At 73.0% G+C, this 14,875-nt stretch carries 17 protein-coding genes; 11 read left to right on the forward strand and 6 right to left on the reverse strand.

Annotated features, from left to right (window positions below; translation table 11 throughout):
* The first annotated feature begins 64 nt into the window (after positions 1-64).
* Complete coding sequence (locus ACFYWM_RS01600) at positions 65-1,066, forward strand: LacI family DNA-binding transcriptional regulator (RefSeq protein ID WP_389907527.1); 1,002 nt, start codon at positions 65-67, stop codon at positions 1,064-1,066.
* 58 nt (positions 1,067-1,124) lie between these two features.
* Here the strand turns inward: ACFYWM_RS01600 and ACFYWM_RS01605 are convergent, their stop codons facing one another.
* Positions 1,125-1,760 (reverse strand): helix-turn-helix transcriptional regulator, encoded by a 636-nt coding sequence (locus ACFYWM_RS01605; RefSeq protein ID WP_389907250.1) that lies wholly within the window; start codon positions 1,758-1,760, stop codon positions 1,125-1,127.
* 51 nt (positions 1,761-1,811) lie between these two features.
* Here ACFYWM_RS01605 and ACFYWM_RS01610 point away from each other — a divergent pair, with 51 nt between their 5' ends.
* A complete protein-coding gene (locus tag ACFYWM_RS01610; RefSeq protein WP_389907252.1) occupies positions 1,812-2,972 on the forward strand; it encodes a cellulose binding domain-containing protein in 1,161 nt (386 codons plus the stop codon).
* Between the two features lie 59 nt (positions 2,973-3,031).
* Here ACFYWM_RS01610 and ACFYWM_RS01615 read toward each other — a convergent pair whose 3' ends face one another.
* On the reverse strand, positions 3,032-4,216 hold the full coding sequence (locus ACFYWM_RS01615) for a serine hydrolase domain-containing protein (protein ID WP_389907254.1): 1,185 nt from the start codon (positions 4,214-4,216) through the stop codon (positions 3,032-3,034).
* A 41-nt stretch (positions 4,217-4,257) separates the two neighbouring features.
* On the reverse strand, positions 4,258-4,635 hold the full coding sequence (locus tag ACFYWM_RS01620; RefSeq protein ID WP_389907256.1) for a hypothetical protein: 378 nt from the start codon (positions 4,633-4,635) through the stop codon (positions 4,258-4,260).
* A 399-nt stretch (positions 4,636-5,034) separates the two neighbouring features.
* Here ACFYWM_RS01620 and ACFYWM_RS01625 point away from each other — a divergent pair, with 399 nt between their 5' ends.
* The 3 genes from ACFYWM_RS01625 (at position 5,035) to ACFYWM_RS01635 (ending at position 6,486) form a co-directional block, all read left to right on the forward strand.
* Positions 5,035-5,460, forward strand: a complete 426-nt coding sequence (locus ACFYWM_RS01625; protein WP_389907258.1) for a hypothetical protein — start codon at positions 5,035-5,037, stop codon at positions 5,458-5,460.
* Positions 5,421-5,861 (forward strand): hypothetical protein, encoded by a 441-nt coding sequence (locus ACFYWM_RS01630; RefSeq protein WP_389907260.1) that lies wholly within the window; start codon positions 5,421-5,423, stop codon positions 5,859-5,861. Before ACFYWM_RS01625 ends, ACFYWM_RS01630 begins: the two co-directional genes overlap by 40 nt.
* 262 nt (positions 5,862-6,123) lie before the next feature.
* Complete coding sequence (locus ACFYWM_RS01635) at positions 6,124-6,486, forward strand: hypothetical protein (RefSeq protein WP_389907262.1); 363 nt, start codon at positions 6,124-6,126, stop codon at positions 6,484-6,486.
* Positions 6,487-6,642: 156 nt separating this feature from the next.
* On the opposite strand, the gene ACFYWM_RS01640 is transcribed toward ACFYWM_RS01635, so the two are convergent.
* The 3 genes from ACFYWM_RS01640 to dhaK form a co-directional block, all read right to left on the reverse strand.
* Positions 6,643-7,014, reverse strand: coding sequence for a PTS-dependent dihydroxyacetone kinase phosphotransferase subunit DhaM (locus ACFYWM_RS01640; RefSeq protein WP_389907264.1), 372 nt, complete (start codon positions 7,012-7,014; stop codon positions 6,643-6,645).
* A 7-nt stretch (positions 7,015-7,021) separates the two neighbouring features.
* Complete coding sequence (gene dhaL / locus ACFYWM_RS01645) at positions 7,022-7,648, reverse strand: dihydroxyacetone kinase subunit DhaL (RefSeq protein WP_389907266.1); 627 nt, start codon at positions 7,646-7,648, stop codon at positions 7,022-7,024.
* A 137-nt stretch (positions 7,649-7,785) separates the two neighbouring features.
* Positions 7,786-8,778, reverse strand: a complete 993-nt coding sequence (dhaK, locus tag ACFYWM_RS01650) for a dihydroxyacetone kinase subunit DhaK (RefSeq protein WP_389907268.1) — start codon at positions 8,776-8,778, stop codon at positions 7,786-7,788.
* Between the two features lie 237 nt (positions 8,779-9,015).
* On the opposite strand from dhaK, the gene ACFYWM_RS01655 reads away from it, so the two are divergent.
* From ACFYWM_RS01655 to ACFYWM_RS01680, 6 genes are all read left to right on the forward strand, one after another.
* Complete coding sequence (locus tag ACFYWM_RS01655) at positions 9,016-9,789, forward strand: cyclase family protein (RefSeq protein WP_389907270.1); 774 nt, start codon at positions 9,016-9,018, stop codon at positions 9,787-9,789.
* Entirely contained in the window at positions 9,786-11,492 is a 1,707-nt protein-coding gene (locus ACFYWM_RS01660) for a thiamine pyrophosphate-binding protein (protein WP_389907272.1), read from the forward strand. Before ACFYWM_RS01655 ends, ACFYWM_RS01660 begins: the two co-directional genes overlap by 4 nt.
* 77 nt (positions 11,493-11,569) lie before the next feature.
* On the forward strand, positions 11,570-12,322 hold the full coding sequence (locus ACFYWM_RS01665; RefSeq protein ID WP_389907274.1) for a lysophospholipid acyltransferase family protein: 753 nt from the start codon (positions 11,570-11,572) through the stop codon (positions 12,320-12,322).
* Positions 12,323-12,360: 38 nt separating this feature from the next.
* Complete coding sequence (locus ACFYWM_RS01670) at positions 12,361-12,912, forward strand: hypothetical protein (RefSeq protein ID WP_389907276.1); 552 nt, start codon at positions 12,361-12,363, stop codon at positions 12,910-12,912.
* An 86-nt stretch (positions 12,913-12,998) separates the two neighbouring features.
* Entirely contained in the window at positions 12,999-13,424 is a 426-nt protein-coding gene (locus ACFYWM_RS01675) for a PPOX class F420-dependent oxidoreductase (protein ID WP_389907278.1), read from the forward strand.
* Positions 13,425-13,758: 334 nt separating this feature from the next.
* Positions 13,759-14,823 carry a hypothetical protein gene (locus ACFYWM_RS01680; protein ID WP_389907280.1) on the forward strand — a complete coding sequence of 355 codons (1,065 nt, stop codon included), beginning with the start codon at positions 13,759-13,761 and terminating at the stop codon, positions 14,821-14,823.
* The last annotated feature ends 52 nt before the right edge of the window (positions 14,824-14,875 follow it).

A 14,875-nucleotide genomic window follows, 5' to 3' on the forward strand; every position in this document is an offset into this window, starting at 1 on the left:
GGTCCGTGGAGCGCCGGCCGGGCCGGGCCGGACGGCGGAGAGCGCGGCGGGAATGGGGGAGCGGGTGGGAGCGAGCCTGCGCGACATCGCGCGCCTGGCGGGGGTGTCGGTGAAGACCGTCTCCAACGTCGTCAACGGGTACGCCCATGTGTCGCCCGTGACACGGGCCAAGGTCGAGGAGGCGCTCTCCCAGCTGGAGTACCGGCCCAACCTGTCGGCCAGGAGCCTGCGTCAGGGGCGCACCGGCGTGATCGCCCTGGCGCTGCCCGAGCTCGACGCCCCCTACTTCGCCGAGCTGTCCAGGTTCGTCATCGACGCCGCGGCCGAGCTGAGGTGGCTGGTGGTCATCGAGCAGACCGACGGCAGCCTGGAGCGGGAGCGGCGCATCCTCGACGGGGTCCGCGACCACCGGGTGGACGGGGTGATCCTCAGCCCCATCGCCATCGGCGCCGACGAGCTGGCGGCGCGCACCGACGCCACCGCGCTCGTGCTGCTGGGCGAGCGGATCCACGACGGTCCCGCCGACCACGTGGCCATCGACAACGTACGGGCGGCGCGCGACGTCACCGAGCACCTGATCGGGCTCGGCCGCACCCGCGTCGCCGCGCTGGGCGCCGAGGACAACGCGGCCAGCGGCACCGCCCCGCTCCGCCTCGCCGGGTACCGCGAGGCCATGGCCGCCCACGGGCTGCCCGAGACGGTCGCCACGGTCGAGCGCTACCGCAGGGACCAGGGGGCGGCGGCGATGGCCGCGCTGCTGAAGCGCGCCGAACCGCCCGACGCGGTCTTCTGCTTCAACGACCTGCTGGCACTGGGCGCCATGCGGACCATCCTCTCCGCCGGTCTGCGGGTGCCCGAGGACGTCGCGCTGGCCGGCCTCGACGACATCGAGGACGGCCGTTTCAGCACCCCGACCCTGACCACGGTCGCCCCCGACAAGGCCCAGCTGGCCCGGACCGCGGTGGGCCTGCTCAAGGAGCGGATCGACGGCCCCGCCGACCGCGCCCCGAAGGAGGTGGGCGCGGGCTACCGGCTCATGGTCAGGGAGAGCACCGTCGGGCGGTGACCGGCGCCCCTTCCGGTCCGGCGATGAATCTACGTTGTAAAGGAGCCGGGCCGGGGGCCTACCCGTCGAGGGCTTCGGCGTAGCGGCGGGCGAGGGTGCGGATGTGGGCGACCAGTTCAGGCGGGCCGTCGACGCGGAAGTCCATCATCAGCATGCTGAGGTAGACGGCGACGGTCTCCAGGGCGTCGGCGCCGGTGACGAGGACGCTGGTGCGGGAGTCGACGGCCTCGACGACGCCGACGGCGGGGTTGATGCGGGCGATCACGGTCTCGGCGGGGGCGAGGACGGTGACGCGGGCGTGCACCTTCCAGCCGGTCCGCGCGACCTCGCGCAGGACGAAGGCGACCAGGTCGTCGTCGGGCAGGGAGCGGGGCGCGAAGCGGCGGGACGCGGACCGGACGCCGGTCAGGTCCGCGACGGGCAGCGCCCGCCAGGCGTGCGCGCCGAGGTCGTAGGCGACCAGGAACCAGCGGCGGCGCCAGCTGACCAGACGGTAGGGCTCCACCTCCACCTCGGTCGCGGTGTCGGTCGCGGTGCCGGTGCTCCCTCCTCCACCCCGGTCGCCGACGACCTGCTCCGCTACCTCGGCCGCACCCCGCGCTGACGATCCGACGGCCGATCGTCGGGCGAGTCCCGGTGAGACCGATGCTTTACGGGGTGCCGAAGATGATTCACAATTCCTGCGGGGGGTCACACGCCGACGCGGTTCGATAGGGGAATCATGCAACTCGGCAGGCGATCCCTGATGGCTGTCCTTCTCACCCTCGGACTCCTCACCCTGGCGTTACTCGTCGCCGTACCGGCGATCGGCCCGGCCGGGGAGACGGCCCTGGCCGCCGTCCCGGCCAGGGGCGCCCCGTACGCGGTCGCCCCGGCGGGGGAGGCCCCGTACGCGGTCGCCCCGGTGGGGGCGGCCGGCGACACCACCCCGCCGACACGTCCCGCCGGGCTGCGGCCCTGCCCGGTGCCGGCCGCCTCCACCCCGACCGGTTACGCCTCCATCTGCTGGAACCCCTCGACGGACGACACGGGGGTCGCCGCTTATGACCTGTACCGCCTGGAGGTCGGTGGTTTCGTCCTCGCCGCGACCACGACCGGCACGATCGGCGGCTTCTCGGGCGAGCTGAACCGCTCGTACACGATGTACGTCGTGGCCAGGGACGCGGCGGGGAACGTCAGCCCGCCCTCCACCCTGATCACGGTGTCAGCGACGGTCGGCATGACGCCGACCGCCTCGCCGACGCCCCCGCCCGGCGACCGCGTGCCCCCGTCCAAGCCGGCCGGCCTGAGCGAGCCCTGCCTGTGGGACTACCGGGGTGTCACGTTCTGCTGGCAGCCGTCGAGCGACAACGTGGCGGTGACGGCGTACGACGTCTACCGCGAGACCGCGACGGCCTACACGAAGGTCGGTACGGTCCCTCCCGGCTTCCTGCATTTCGCCGAGACCGGCCTGGTCACCGGGCGGCGCTACACCTACGTCGTGGTCGCCAGGGACGCGGCCGGCAACCTCGGCGCGCCGTCCGACCCGCTGTCCGCCCTGGCCAGGGAGGGTCTCCCGACCCCGACCCCGACCCCGACGCCCGGCCCTTCATGCGTGGTGTCGTACCACGCGACGAGGTGGGGTCCGGGGCTGACCGCGGACATCACCGTGCGCAACGCCGGCACGACCGCCATCGACGGCTGGACGCTGACGGTCGACTACCCGCCGTCGGCCGTACGCCTCATCTCGGGCTGGTCGGCGGACTGGACCCAGACCGGCTCGCGGCTCACCGGCACGAGCAAGCAGTGGAACAGGGTCATTCCCGCCGGCTCGACGGTGCCGGTCGGGTTCGTCGCCTCCTACAGCGGGCCCTGGCCCGTCCCCGTGGGCTTCGGCCTCAACGGAAGGCCCTGCTCCACTGGTTGACCGTGTCCGGGCGGTGCCCGCGCGGCACCGCCCGGACCACTGGGTCGGGTCAGCCTGTCTCACCGGGCCTGGGCCCCGATCCCCTCGTGGACCGCGTCGAGGAGGTCGGCGGCCCTGCGGTCGGGTACGCCCTCCTGGATGTGGTTCATCACGTAGCCGAAGGCGAGGCCGGTCGCCGGGTCGGCGAAGCCGAGCGATCCGCCGTAGCCGGAGAACCCGAAGGCGGTCGGGCTGTACCAGAAGGAGTCGGGGGTCGGCAGGCCGAAACCGGTGGCGATCCGGACGGGCGTCAGCAGGACGCGGTCGACGCCGCCGGCCTGTTCCGCCGTCGCCGCGGCCAGGGTGGCGGGGGAGAGGACACGATGCCCGTCGACCTCGCCGATGAGCGCGGCGTAGAAGCGGGCCAGCGCGCGGGCCGTGCAGATGCCGTTGGTGGAGGGCATCTCGGCGACCTGCTCGGCGGGGTCGTCGTGGTTCAGCATCGGTGTGACGACGGTCATCGCCCGCATGGTCAGCGAGGTGGAGTCGGCGTAGGCCCGCATCACCTCGCGCGCGGGCTCGGGAAGGGTGTCCAGGTCGATCCGGGCGAACGCGTCCAGGTCGATGGGGGCGGCGACGATGCGGCTGACCCGGGGCAGCTCCCTCTCCGGCAGCCCGATCCACAGGTCCAGGCCGAGCGGCGCGGCGATCTCCTCGGAGAGGAACGCGCCGAGGCTGCGGCCGGTCACCCGGCGGACGACCTCTCCGACCAGCCAGCCGTAGGTGTGCGCGTGGTAGCCGTGCGCGGTGCCCGGCTCCCAGAGGGGGCGCTGGGCGGCCAGCGCGGTCACCGCCGGCTCCCGGGCGATCGCCTCCGCCGGGGTGACCGGGTGGTCGAGCGCGGGCAGCCCGGCCTGGTGGGTGAGCAGCCAGCGGACCGGGATGTGTTCCTTCCCGTTCGCCGCGAACTCCGGCCAGTACGCGGCGACGGGCGCGTCGAGGTCCAGCTCGCCCCGTTGGGCCAGCAGGTGCGCGCAGGCGGCGGTGACGCCCTTGGTGGTGGAGAACACGACCTGCAGGGTGTCGCGCTCCCAGGGGCGTCCGGTCGCGGGGTCGGCGAGGCCGCCCCACAGGTCGACGACCTTCCGGCCGTGCAGGTAGACGCCGACCGCGGCGCCCACCTCCTGCCCGCCGGCCAGGTTGGCCGCGAACGCCTCGCGTACTCCTTCGAATCCCGGTGCGGTGCTCCCACCGATTTCGGGCATGCGTCATCGCCTTCCGTTTGGGGGTGTGCCGCCGGGAAGTGCTACCGGCGCCATTTCTCGATGAGCCAGGCGCAGATCTCCGGCTCGGTCATCTCGGGGAACTCCTCGGCGAACGTGACGAGCGCGCGCATCGCCTCGCCCCGGTCCAGGCCACGCGCCGCCGCGGCCCGGAGGTACTCCTGGCGCGCGGCGGAGGGACGGCCCCCGCCCGCGCCACGGCCCGGCAGGCCGTCACGCCAGCGCGTGATCTCCTCCAGCCGGTCGGCCCGCCAGCCGGGAGCCCCGTCGACCTCGACGTCGGGCTCGGGGAAGGGGTGACGCGAATCGCCCGGATAGCGGGAGCGCCACTTGTGCACCGCGTGCCGGCTCACTCCCAGCGCCTCGCCGATGCCGAGAACGCCGAGGAAGTGCTCGGTCATGGCGCACCAACTTGTCTGTCCGGCCTCCTCCGTGGGTCCCATTACTACCACGCCCGGGACAGGGCCCCGTGTCCGCGGGACGCGCCGAACTTTGTCGCTGACAGAGACAATGTTAGAAGGGGTGGTGGAACGTCGTCAATGAAGGGGACGAGGTTTTTTCGAGGGTTCGCGAGCGAGCCTGTGCTTCGTGCTTCGCACGGGATGAGGCCGGGGGAAGGGGCATGCTCGACTCCCCGGGGGCCAGGCCCCGTCATCTGGTGGAGGCGTTCGCCGCGCACGCCGGCCTGCTCTTCGAGTACCGGCACCACGCCACGGAGCGGGAGGGGCGCGCCGACATCGAGACCCGGGCGCGGGGGTGGCGCAGCACGGCGGACGCGGGGCTGCCGGTACGAGCGCACGGTGCTCGTCTCCGGCAGGGAGGAGTCGCGCTCCCTCACCGGCCTCGCCCTGCTCGACGCCGACGGGCTGGTGCTCGCCGACCTTCCCGGCGAGTGGCCGGCCCACGAGGTGGCCGCCTTCGCGGCCGGGCGGAGGCTTCCCGTGCACGACGCCCTGGTGGCGCCGCCGACGGTGGTGCGCACCGTGCTGAGCAGGCGGGCGCCCAGCTGGACGCGCCTCACCGGTCTGAAGGTCCACCGGATGTCCAGGACCAAGAAGGTCGTCGCGGTCTGCGCCGGGGCGGTGGGGCTGGTCGCGATGGCCTACGTCGTCACGGCGGGCGGCTGGTTCGCGTGGCGAGGGCTGTCCGCGCTGGGCGGGCTGCTGCTGGACCTGCTGGACGCCAAGTGGCTGGCGGTCTCCTTCGCCCCCTGCTCGTCGTCCTGAAGCCCGCGCGCGAGGCGTGGCACACCTGGCGCGTCCGGCGCGGCACCGCGCTCGGGCCGCCCGGGGGACCGTACCTCTCCGTCCCTCGCGGGAAGACGGTGCGCGTCCCGTACGGGAGGACGCTGCGCGTCCGGCTCGGCTCGCGGATGGTTCCCGACGACCTGGAGATCGGGCCCGACCTGGGCTGCGCGGCCGGTCTGGTGGCCTACCGCCACGAGAGGCTGTCCGGGCTCTTCGTCGTGGACGGCGAGGGCAGGCCGGTCCGTCACCTGCCCGGTCCCCGGCCGCTGGAGGACGCGCACCGCTTCGCCACGCGGCACGGGCTCGGCTTCGAGGTCCGCGCGCTGGGACGCGGGGAGTATCTCGACCTCACCGCGCGGGCTCGCGACGCCGTACCCTGACCCGCACGCCGGCTTCTCGATGCCCGATGCCTCTGAGCGGTGATGATTCCACGAGACGGATCGACGCCGGGTGGGCTCGTACGGCACCATTATGTGACGCATGACGGCAATGTCCTTGTCCGGCGATCGGCGAAGCCTCCGGCAGCTCGCGGATCGCGGCGGGGTCCTGCCCGGGTGGAGGCCCGCTCCTCTCGTGAACGATCTTCAACTGAACGCGCCGCTTCCACCCGCATACTTCTCACCTCCCTTGAAAGGCTCCCCTATGAGCGACCTCAACGCACTCCTCGCCCAGCGCGCCGAGCTGGACCGCCTGATCGAGGAACTCCAGTCCGGAGACCTGAAGGAGCGCGAGAACACGCTCGGCGACATCCTCGCGGCCGTCGCCGAGTGGGCCACCGTACGCGGCCACGAGGCACTCAGGAGGGAACTGAAGAACTGGGAGTACGTCACCTTCGCCGGTATCGAGGTCGGCGTGGGGCACGACGGCGGCGAGCGCTGGGGACTGCCGCAGAGCTCGGTCAGCGTGATGGACTCCGTCAGCGGGACCGACGTGGAGTTCGGCACCACGCCGCCTCCGGTCCAGGCCGTCCTCGGCCTGCTGGAGGGCCTGCTGGCCACGCGCTAGTCCTACCTGCGCCACGCGCGGACGCCGCGACCGGCCTGCGCGCCACCGGCCCGGCCGCGCGCCGACCCCGCCTTCGTCACGTGCGGGCGCCGGGACCGGCCCGGCCTCACGCGCGCGCCGTCGACCCCCGTTCTCCTCGGAGGGCGGGGGCGTACGTCAGAGCTTGCGGAAGGTCCTCGCCTCCTCGGCCGCCGCGAGTACGGTCCGCAGCGGGGCGCCGGTGCCCGCCGACACGACGGCCGAGATCGTCCCCTCCACGAACGGCACGTCGGCGATCACCACGCGCTCGTCCTCGAAGAGCCGGGCGGTGAGCACCGAGCTTCCCAGGTCGGGGACGAGGATCACGCCGTCCCCGCGGTCCACCTCCTCGATCGCCGCCGCCACCAGGTCGGGACTGGTGCCGAGGCCGCCGTCCTCGGTGCCGCCCGCGGCGGCCAGCGGGACGTTCGTGCCGCCGATCTGCGAGGCCAGCAGCGCCACCTCGGCCGCCAGCGGGCCGCTGTGCGAGATGAGGACGATGCCTACCACGACGGGCTCACCGCGCCGTCACGGTACGCAGGGCGGAGAGGATGAGCGCGGTGGAGGCGGCGCCGGGGTCCTCGTGGCCCACGCTGCGGGGGCCGAGATAGCTGGCCCGCCCCTTGCGGGCCTGCATCGGGATCGTCGCCTCGGCTCCGGCGCGGGCCGCCTCCGCCGCGGCGCCGACCGCCTGTGCCGCGTCCTTCCCCTCCCGTACGGCCTGCTCCAGTGCCCGTACGGCCGGGGCGAGGGCGTCCACCATGGTCTTGTCGCCCTCGGCCGCGGACCCCAGCTTCCGCACCCCGGCGAGCCCGGCCTCCAGGGCGGCGTGGAGCTGCGCGACGGACACCTCGGGGGTGTCGCCCAGCGTCTTGCCCGCCTCGCGGAACGCCGTGCCGTACAGGGGGCCGGACGCCCCGCCGACCTTGCGAATCAGGGTGTTGCCCACCAGCACCAGCAGCGAGCCCGGGGTGCCGGGCTCCCTGGCGGCCAGGGCCGCGGTGACCGCGGTGAGGCCCCGGTCGAGGTTGGCGCCGTGGTCGGCGTCGCCGATCGCGGCGTCCAGGCCGGTCAGCCGGTCCCGTTCCGCGGCGACGGTCCTGGCGGTCTCCTCGATCCAGGCGGCGAAAAGGGCGGTGTCCATCGCGGTGTTCATCTCGGCGTCCGTGTCGGTGTCGGCGTCCGTGTCGGTGTCGGTGTCGGTGTTCGTGTCAGTGTTGGTATCGGTATCAGTACCCGTATTCGTGTCGGTATCCGGGTGGGTGTCTGTTTCGGGGGTCATCAGCGGCCCCAGCGCAGGGCGGGGGTCTCGACCGGGGCGTCCCACAGCCGGGTGAGCTCCTCGTTCAACCGGCAGACCGTGATCGAGAATCCCTGCATGTCGAGGCTCGTCACGTAGTTGCCGACGAGGTTGCGCGCCGCCCGCGCCCCCTTCTCCGCCAGGTGGTCCACGACGGTCGCGTAGGCGACGTACAGCTCGATCAGCGGCGTGCCGCCCATGCCGTTCAGCATGACGAGGGTGTCACCGGACAGCGGCAGGTCCTCGTGGATCGCGTCCATCGCCAGGTGGACCAGCTCGCGGGCCGGGCGCATGGCCGAGCGCGTCCGGCCGGGCTCGCCGTGGATGCCGATGCCCAGCTCGATCTCGGTGTCGGCGAGGTCGAAGGTGGGCCTGCCCGCCGCGGGCGTGGTGCACGGGCTCAGCGCGACCCCGAAGGAGCGGCTGCGGGCGTTGACCTCCCTGGCCACCCGCGCGACCTCGGCCAGCGGCGCGCCGGTCTCGGCCATCGCCCCGGCGATCTTCTCGACGAACAGCGTGGCGCCGGTGCCCCTGCGTCCCGCCGTGTAGAGGGAGTCGCGTACGGCCACGTCGTCGTCGACCAGCACGCTCTCGACCTGAACCCCCTCCTCGCCGCTCAGCTCGGCGGCCATCCGGAAGTTCAGCACGTCGCCCGTGTAGTTCTTCACGATGTGCAGGACGCCTGCCCCGCCGTCCACCGCCGCGGTGGCCTCGATCATCTGGTCGGGGACCGGGGAGGTGAAGACCTCACCGGCGCAGGCCGCGTCGAGCATGCCATACCCCACGAATCCGGCGTGCAGCGGTTCGTGTCCCGACCCGCCGCCGGACACCAGGCCCACCTTGCCGGGGCGCGGCCCCGAGGCCCGGAACACGATCTGGTTCTCCACGTCCACCCGCAGCCCCGGATGGGCCGCCGCGACGCCGCGCAGCGCATCGGGAACGACGGACTCGACATCGTTGATGAGCTTTTTCACAGTTCCCAACCTCGCCCCGATCGCGGGCGATGGCAAGCATCGGCAGGGGGTGGCCCGCGGTGGCCCGCGGTGGCCCGCGGTGGCCTGCGGTGGCCCGCGGAGGGTCCGCGGAGGCTCGCGCCGGGTTCGCCCCGAACCGGGTGGCCGGGCCGGGCGGTCCTCGAGGGAGGCGGAGGTGGCGGGCGAAGGCGGCGCTGTAGGAAGATCTGCCCAGGTCTTTTCCCCGTTGGAGGCGTCATGTCGGTGTTGCGGAACCTGGTGGAGAGCATCCGGAACGGCGGGATCGAGGTGATCGACCTGACGGCGCCGCTGTCGTCGGAGACGCCGATCCTGCGGCTGCCGGAGCCGTTCGGCAACACCGTCCCGTTCGAGCTCAAGGAGATCAGCCGCTACGACGACCGCGGCCCCGCCTGGTACTGGAACGACATCGTGACCGGTGAGCACACCGGCACCCATTTCGACGCGCCCGTCCACTGGGTCACCGGCAAGGACGGCGACGACGTCTCGCAGGTGCCGGTCGACCGGCTGATCGCCCCGGCCGTGGTCCTCGACTTCGCCGCCGAGGCGGCCGGGGACGCCGACTTCCTGCTGGAGATCGCGCACGTCAAGGCGTGGGAGGAGGCCAACGGGCCGCTGCCGGAGGGCGGGTGGCTGCTCTACCGCACCGGCTGGGACGCCCGCTCCCACGACCAGGAGCGCTTCCTGAACGCGAACGAGACGGGCCCGCACACCCCCGGCGTCTCGGTCGAGTGCGCCCGCTGGCTGGCCGAGGAGACCCCGATCGCGGGGCTGGGCGTGGAGACCGTCGGCACCGACGCGGGCGCCGCGCACGGCTTCGACCCCGCCTTCCCGTGCCACTCGTTCCTGCTGGGCGCGGGGAAGTACGGCCTGACCCAACTGCGCAACCTCGACCGGCTCCCGGCGACCGGCGCCGTGGTCGTCGCCCCGCCGCTGCCCATCGCCGGAGGCTCGGGCAGCCCGCTGCGGGTGCTGGCCCTGGTCGAGAGGTGAACGTCGCCGAGGTCGTGGGGCGGACCCTCGCCTCACTCGGCGTGAGCACCGCCTTCGGGGTGGTGGGCAGCGGCAACTTCCACGTGACCAACGCTCTCGTCGCGTACGGCGCGCGCTACGTCGCCGCGCGTCACGAGGGCGGCGCGGCGACCATGGCCGACGCCTACGCCCGCCTCAGCGGCGAGGTCGCCGTGCTCAGCGTCCACCAGGGACCCGGGCTCACCAACGCGATGACCGGTATCGCCGAGGCCGCCAAGAGCCGCACCCCACTCGTCGTGCTGGCCGGGGAGGTGACCGAGCCCCGCTCGAACTTCTTCGTCGACCAGGCCGCGCTGGCGGGGGCGGTGGGTGCCGTCCCGCTGCGTATCGTGTCGGCGGAGACCGCCGCCGCCGACACGGCCGAGGCGTTCCGCATCGCCCGCGACGGGCGCCGTACGGTCCTGCTCAACCTTCCGCTGGAGGTGCAGGGCCTGACCGTCCCGGACGCGGACCGGGAGGTTCCGGCATCCGCGGCCGAAGAGGTCGTCCGGTCGCCGGAGCCCGGGGCCGGGCAGGTCGCCCGGCTGGCGGAGATCCTCGCGGCGGCCCGCCGTCCCGTCTTCGTGTCCGGGCGGGGCGCACGCGGGGCCCGGCGCGAGATCGAGGAACTCGCCGAGCGGACCGGGGCGCTGCTGGCGACCTCCGCCGTGGCCAGAGGGCTCTTCCGGGGCAGCCCGTGGGACCTGGACGTGAGCGGCGGCTTCGCCTCGCCGCTCACGGTCGAGCTCATCCGCGACGCGGACGTGCTCGTGGGCTGGGGCTGCGCCCTCAACATGTGGACCATGCGCCACGGCACGCTGATCGGCCGCGGCACCACCGTCGTCCAGGTCGACCTGGACGACGCCGCGCTCGGTGCCCACCGGCCCGTCCACCTCGGGGTGGTCGGCGACGTCGCCCGTACCGCGCGGGCCGTCACCCGCCTGCTGGGAGAAGGCGACGGTGGTGCTGTCTTCGAAGGGGGTGACGGTGTGCCGCGCGGCGGTGCGAGCGAAGGCGGGGCCGAAACCGGGTACCGCTCGGCGGGGCTGGCCGCGCGGATCGCGAAGGAGAACCGCTGGCGGGACGTTCCCTACACCGACGAGAGCGGCAACGGCAGGATCGACCCCCGGACGCTGACGATCGCGCTGGACGACCTGCTTCCCACGGAACGCGTGGTCTCCGTCGACTCCGGAAATTTCATGGGATATCCGTCGATGTTCCTCGATGTCCCCGACGAGCGAGGCTTCTGTTTCACCCAGGCGTTCCAGTCGATCGGCCTCGGCCTGGCCACCGCGATCGGCGCGGCCCTGGCCCGGCCGGACCGGCTCCCGGTGGCCGCGCTGGGCGACGGCGGCGCGCTGATGGGCGTCGCCGAGCTGGAGACGGTCGTGCGGCTCGGCCTCCCGATGGTGGTCGTGGTGTACGACGACGACGGCTACGGCGCCGAGGTGCACCACTTCGGCCCGGACGGGCACCCCCTGGACACCGTGACCTTCCCGCCCGCCGACGTCGCCGCGATCGCCCGCGGCTTCGGCTGCGAGGCGGTCACCGTACAGGATCGGGAGGACCTCGCCGGGGTGGCCCGGTGGCTGGAGGGAGCGCGCGAGCGGCCCCTGCTGGTGCACGCCAGGGTCGCCCGGGCGCGCGGGTCGTGGTGGCTGGAGGAGGCGTTCCGCGGGCACTGAGGGCCGGTCACACGAGGGCCCGGGGAAGGGGATCGGGGGAGGTCGGGCCGGGGGGAGAGCTGAGGTACGGTTCAGCCATGGCTGAGATCGTGTACCCCCCGGTCGTCGGGGCGGCGTTGACCTTGTTCCGCGCGCTGGACCTCAAGATCCGCATCGAGGGCGCCGACCGCATCCCGCGGACCGGCGGGGCCGTGCTGGTCAGCAATCACATCAGTTACCTCGACTTCATCTTCGCCGGTCTGGCCGCGCGCCCCTCCAAGCGCCTGGTGCGTTTCATGGCGAAGAAGGAGGTGTTCGACCACCGGATCTCCGGGCCGCTGATGCGCGGCATGCACCACATCCCGGTCGACCGCGCGGCCGGGGCCGCCGCGTTCGGCGCGGCGCTGAAGTCGCTCAAGGAGGGGGAGGTCGTCGGGGTGTTCGCCGAGGCCACGATCAGCCGGTCCTTCACGATCAAGGAGATCAAGAACGGCGCGGTCCGGATGGCCGTCGCCGCCAAGGTGCCGATGATCCCGGTCTCCCTGTGGGGCACCCAGCGGCTGTGGACCAAGGGCCACCCCAAGAAGCTGTTCCAGCGGCACGTGCCGATCACGATCGAGGTCGGCGAGCCCATGTACCCCCAGCGCGGTGACGACTACGACGCCGTCACCGTGGACCTGCGCGAGCGCATGGCCGAGATGCTCGACAAGGCGCAGCGGAGCTACCCGGAGATCCCGCCGGGCGTCTGGTGGCAGCCCCGCCACCTCGGCGGCACCGCGCCCACCCCCGAGGAGGCCGCCAAGCTGGACGCCGCCGAGGCCGAGGCGAGGGCGGTCCAGGACAAGTCATAGACAGGTGGTTCGCAAGTCGCGTGTCTCATCGTTGCCCCATGAGCAGCGCATTCGAGAACGTGATGGACGCCTTGCAGCCGGCGCCGGCCCCCGGCCCGGGACGCACCCCGGGCAAGGTCGGCATGGCCGTCCTGCTGATCCTCTGGGCGGGGCTGGGCGTGCTGCCCTTCGTGGTCGCGGTGCCCGACCTCAAGCTCGCGACGGGCTCCGTCGGCACCCCGGGGACGCTCACGGTCGTCTCGTGCGAGGACCTGGGCCGGGGCCGCTACGACTGCAAGGGCAGCTTCGCGCCCGACGGCGGTGGCGACGCGATCCCGGTCGACGCCTCACCCGACTCCAGCGCCGGTGACGTCAAACCGGCCAGGCTCACCCCCGAGGGCGACCGCGCCGTACCGACCGGCACCTCCGGTGTCCTGGCCGCGCTGACCATGCCGTTCCTCGGCGTCGGCGTGCTGGGCTTCCTGCCGTACGTCCTCCTCTACGTCTCCAGGGCACGATGGGGCTTCCGGGCCGCCGTGCTCCTCGGCTGCCTTCTCACGCTCGTCTCGCTCGCCGGTGTGGTCGTCGGGTTGGTCGCCTCGTACGCCTGAGCGTGCCGGGGGCGCGGGGGGCGCGCGGGATGTGCGGGCGGCGCGTCCCGCGCGCGTCCGGGAGACAGGCCGACGACAATCGTCGGATGGAGAAGATGACCGACGCCGAATGGCGTGAGTTCGTGATGACGGGGACGCGCACCGGCAAGCTCGGGGTGGTCAGGGCCGACGGCAGGCCGCACGTGACGCCGATCTGGTTCGTGCTCGACAGGGACGACGTGGTGTTCACCACCCACGAGAGCGGCGTCAAGGGCAAGAGCCTGCGGCGCGACCCCAGGGTGGTGCTGTGCGTTGACGACGAGACCCCGCCGTTCTCCTACGTCATGATCGAGGGCATCGTCACCCTCTCCTCGGACCAGGACGAGCTGCTGAGGTGGACCACCGAGATCGGCGGCCGGTACATGGGCCGCGACCGCGCCGACGAGTTCGGCCGCCGCAACGGCGTGCCGGGGGAGTGGCTGGTGAGGCTCCGCGTCGGCAAGGTCGTCGCCGACCGGGGTGTGGCGGACTGAGGACCCCGCCGGGCATCCCGTACGGGACGCGGGCGACGATCGTCGGCCCGCGGGACCCGGGGCACCCCTTCTCCGTCCGGCACCGGGATGACGGGCCCGGCAGGGACGAATCTGGTCAAAATTCGATTTTTTAACACGGTGGTGAGCTGCTGGAACGCCCGATTTAGGGTGTCGTGCACTTATTTTGTTCGCATGGGTCCGCTTGAAGCGGGCACTCTTTCCCGCGCCCTTGACAGAGGACCACGACCGGGCGGTGGTCCTCGGTCTCGGCGGCGGGCGTAGGCACCCCCTCGACGCCCCCGCTGGTTTCGGATCGAACCAGATGGAGGACAAGGTGACGCGAACAACCCCCGGCAGGTCCAACGAGGTGTCGTCGAGCGGATCGGGTGGAGCACCCAGGCGCGTTCCACGCCCGATGGTCCTCGCCACCGCCTTCGTACTGGCGGCCTCGGGCGGCGTCGGGGTGTCCTCGGCGTCGGCGGCCTCGCCGCCGCCCGCTCCCGCGCCGACGGAGACGCCGACCCCCAGCGTGACGGTGACGGTGAGCGAGCCCCCCGCCCCGGACCCCACGCTGACCCCGACCCCGGCCCCGACGCCACCGCCGCGCGTACCCCGGGTGGCGTTCCCCGGCGTGCTGCACGGCGAGTTCGTCCTACCGGCGAAGGACGGCTGCGGCTTCACGGTGTTCGCCCAGACCGGCGAGGCGATCGCCGTGGCGGAGGACTCGATCACGGTGCGAAGCCAGGACGGCTTCGAGAAGGTGTACGCGATCACCGACTCCACCAGGTCCCTCTCGGGACGGCGGGGCAACATGATCAGGCAGGGCGACTGGGTCTCGGTGACCGCCACGACCGCGACCACGACCACGGGCGGACCGGCGACGGGCGAGACGACCCCGAGCACACCGCCCACGGACACGCCGCCCACGGACACGCCGCCCGCGAGCCCGCCGCCCGCGAGCGAGACGCCCACGAGCCCGCCGCCCGTAAGTGAGACGCCCACGAGTACGCCGACCGTGAGCGAGACGCCCACGGACACGCCTACTGACACGCCGACCGAAACGCCCACGAGTACGCCGACCGTAAGTGAGACGCCCACGAGCCCGCCGGCCACGGGCGAGACGGCGACGGCCGCCTACGTCTTCGACCTGACGCGGCCCAGCAAGAAGTTCTGGCGCGGCGGCGACTGGTGGTCGGTCAACCATTGGCGGTCCAGCAAGTGGCGCGAGCCCAAGGTCGTCTGCCCCACGCCGCCCGTCGTGACCCCCACGCCGCCTCCCTCGGAGACGCCGACCGTCCCCACTCCCGAACCGACCCCCACCGTGACGGAAACCCCCGTCCCGACCCCCACTCCGACCCCGACCCCCACTCCGACCCCGACCCCCACCCCGACTCCCTGAGCGTCCGAGGACCGGACACGGCCGTCACGCGGCCCTGACCCTGCCCTGACCT

The organism is Streptosporangium sp. NPDC002721, assembly GCF_042888905.1.
In the GTDB taxonomy this organism is placed as follows: Bacteria; Actinomycetota; Actinomycetes; order Streptosporangiales; family Streptosporangiaceae; genus Streptosporangium.

Excerpts from the sequence above, each read along its gene's own strand:
- ACFYWM_RS01665 (WP_389907274.1), top strand. The coding sequence starts at position 11,570 with ATGGCTGAGATCGTGTACCCCCCGGTCGTCGGGGCGGCGTTGACCTTG.
- ACFYWM_RS01675 (WP_389907278.1), top strand. The coding sequence starts at position 12,999 with ATGGAGAAGATGACCGACGCCGAATGGCGTGAGTTCGTGATGACGGGG.
- ACFYWM_RS01615 (WP_389907254.1), bottom strand. The coding sequence starts at position 4,216 with ATGCCCGAAATCGGTGGGAGCACCGCACCGGGATTCGAAGGAGTACGC.
- ACFYWM_RS01610 (WP_389907252.1), top strand. The coding sequence starts at position 1,812 with ATGGCTGTCCTTCTCACCCTCGGACTCCTCACCCTGGCGTTACTCGTC.
- ACFYWM_RS01655 (WP_389907270.1), top strand. The coding sequence starts at position 9,016 with ATGTCGGTGTTGCGGAACCTGGTGGAGAGCATCCGGAACGGCGGGATC.
- ACFYWM_RS01670 (WP_389907276.1), top strand. The coding sequence starts at position 12,361 with ATGAGCAGCGCATTCGAGAACGTGATGGACGCCTTGCAGCCGGCGCCG.
- dhaL (WP_389907266.1), bottom strand. The coding sequence starts at position 7,648 with ATGGACACCGCCCTTTTCGCCGCCTGGATCGAGGAGACCGCCAGGACC.
- ACFYWM_RS01620 (WP_389907256.1), bottom strand. The coding sequence starts at position 4,635 with ATGACCGAGCACTTCCTCGGCGTTCTCGGCATCGGCGAGGCGCTGGGA.
- ACFYWM_RS01635 (WP_389907262.1), top strand. The coding sequence starts at position 6,124 with ATGAGCGACCTCAACGCACTCCTCGCCCAGCGCGCCGAGCTGGACCGC.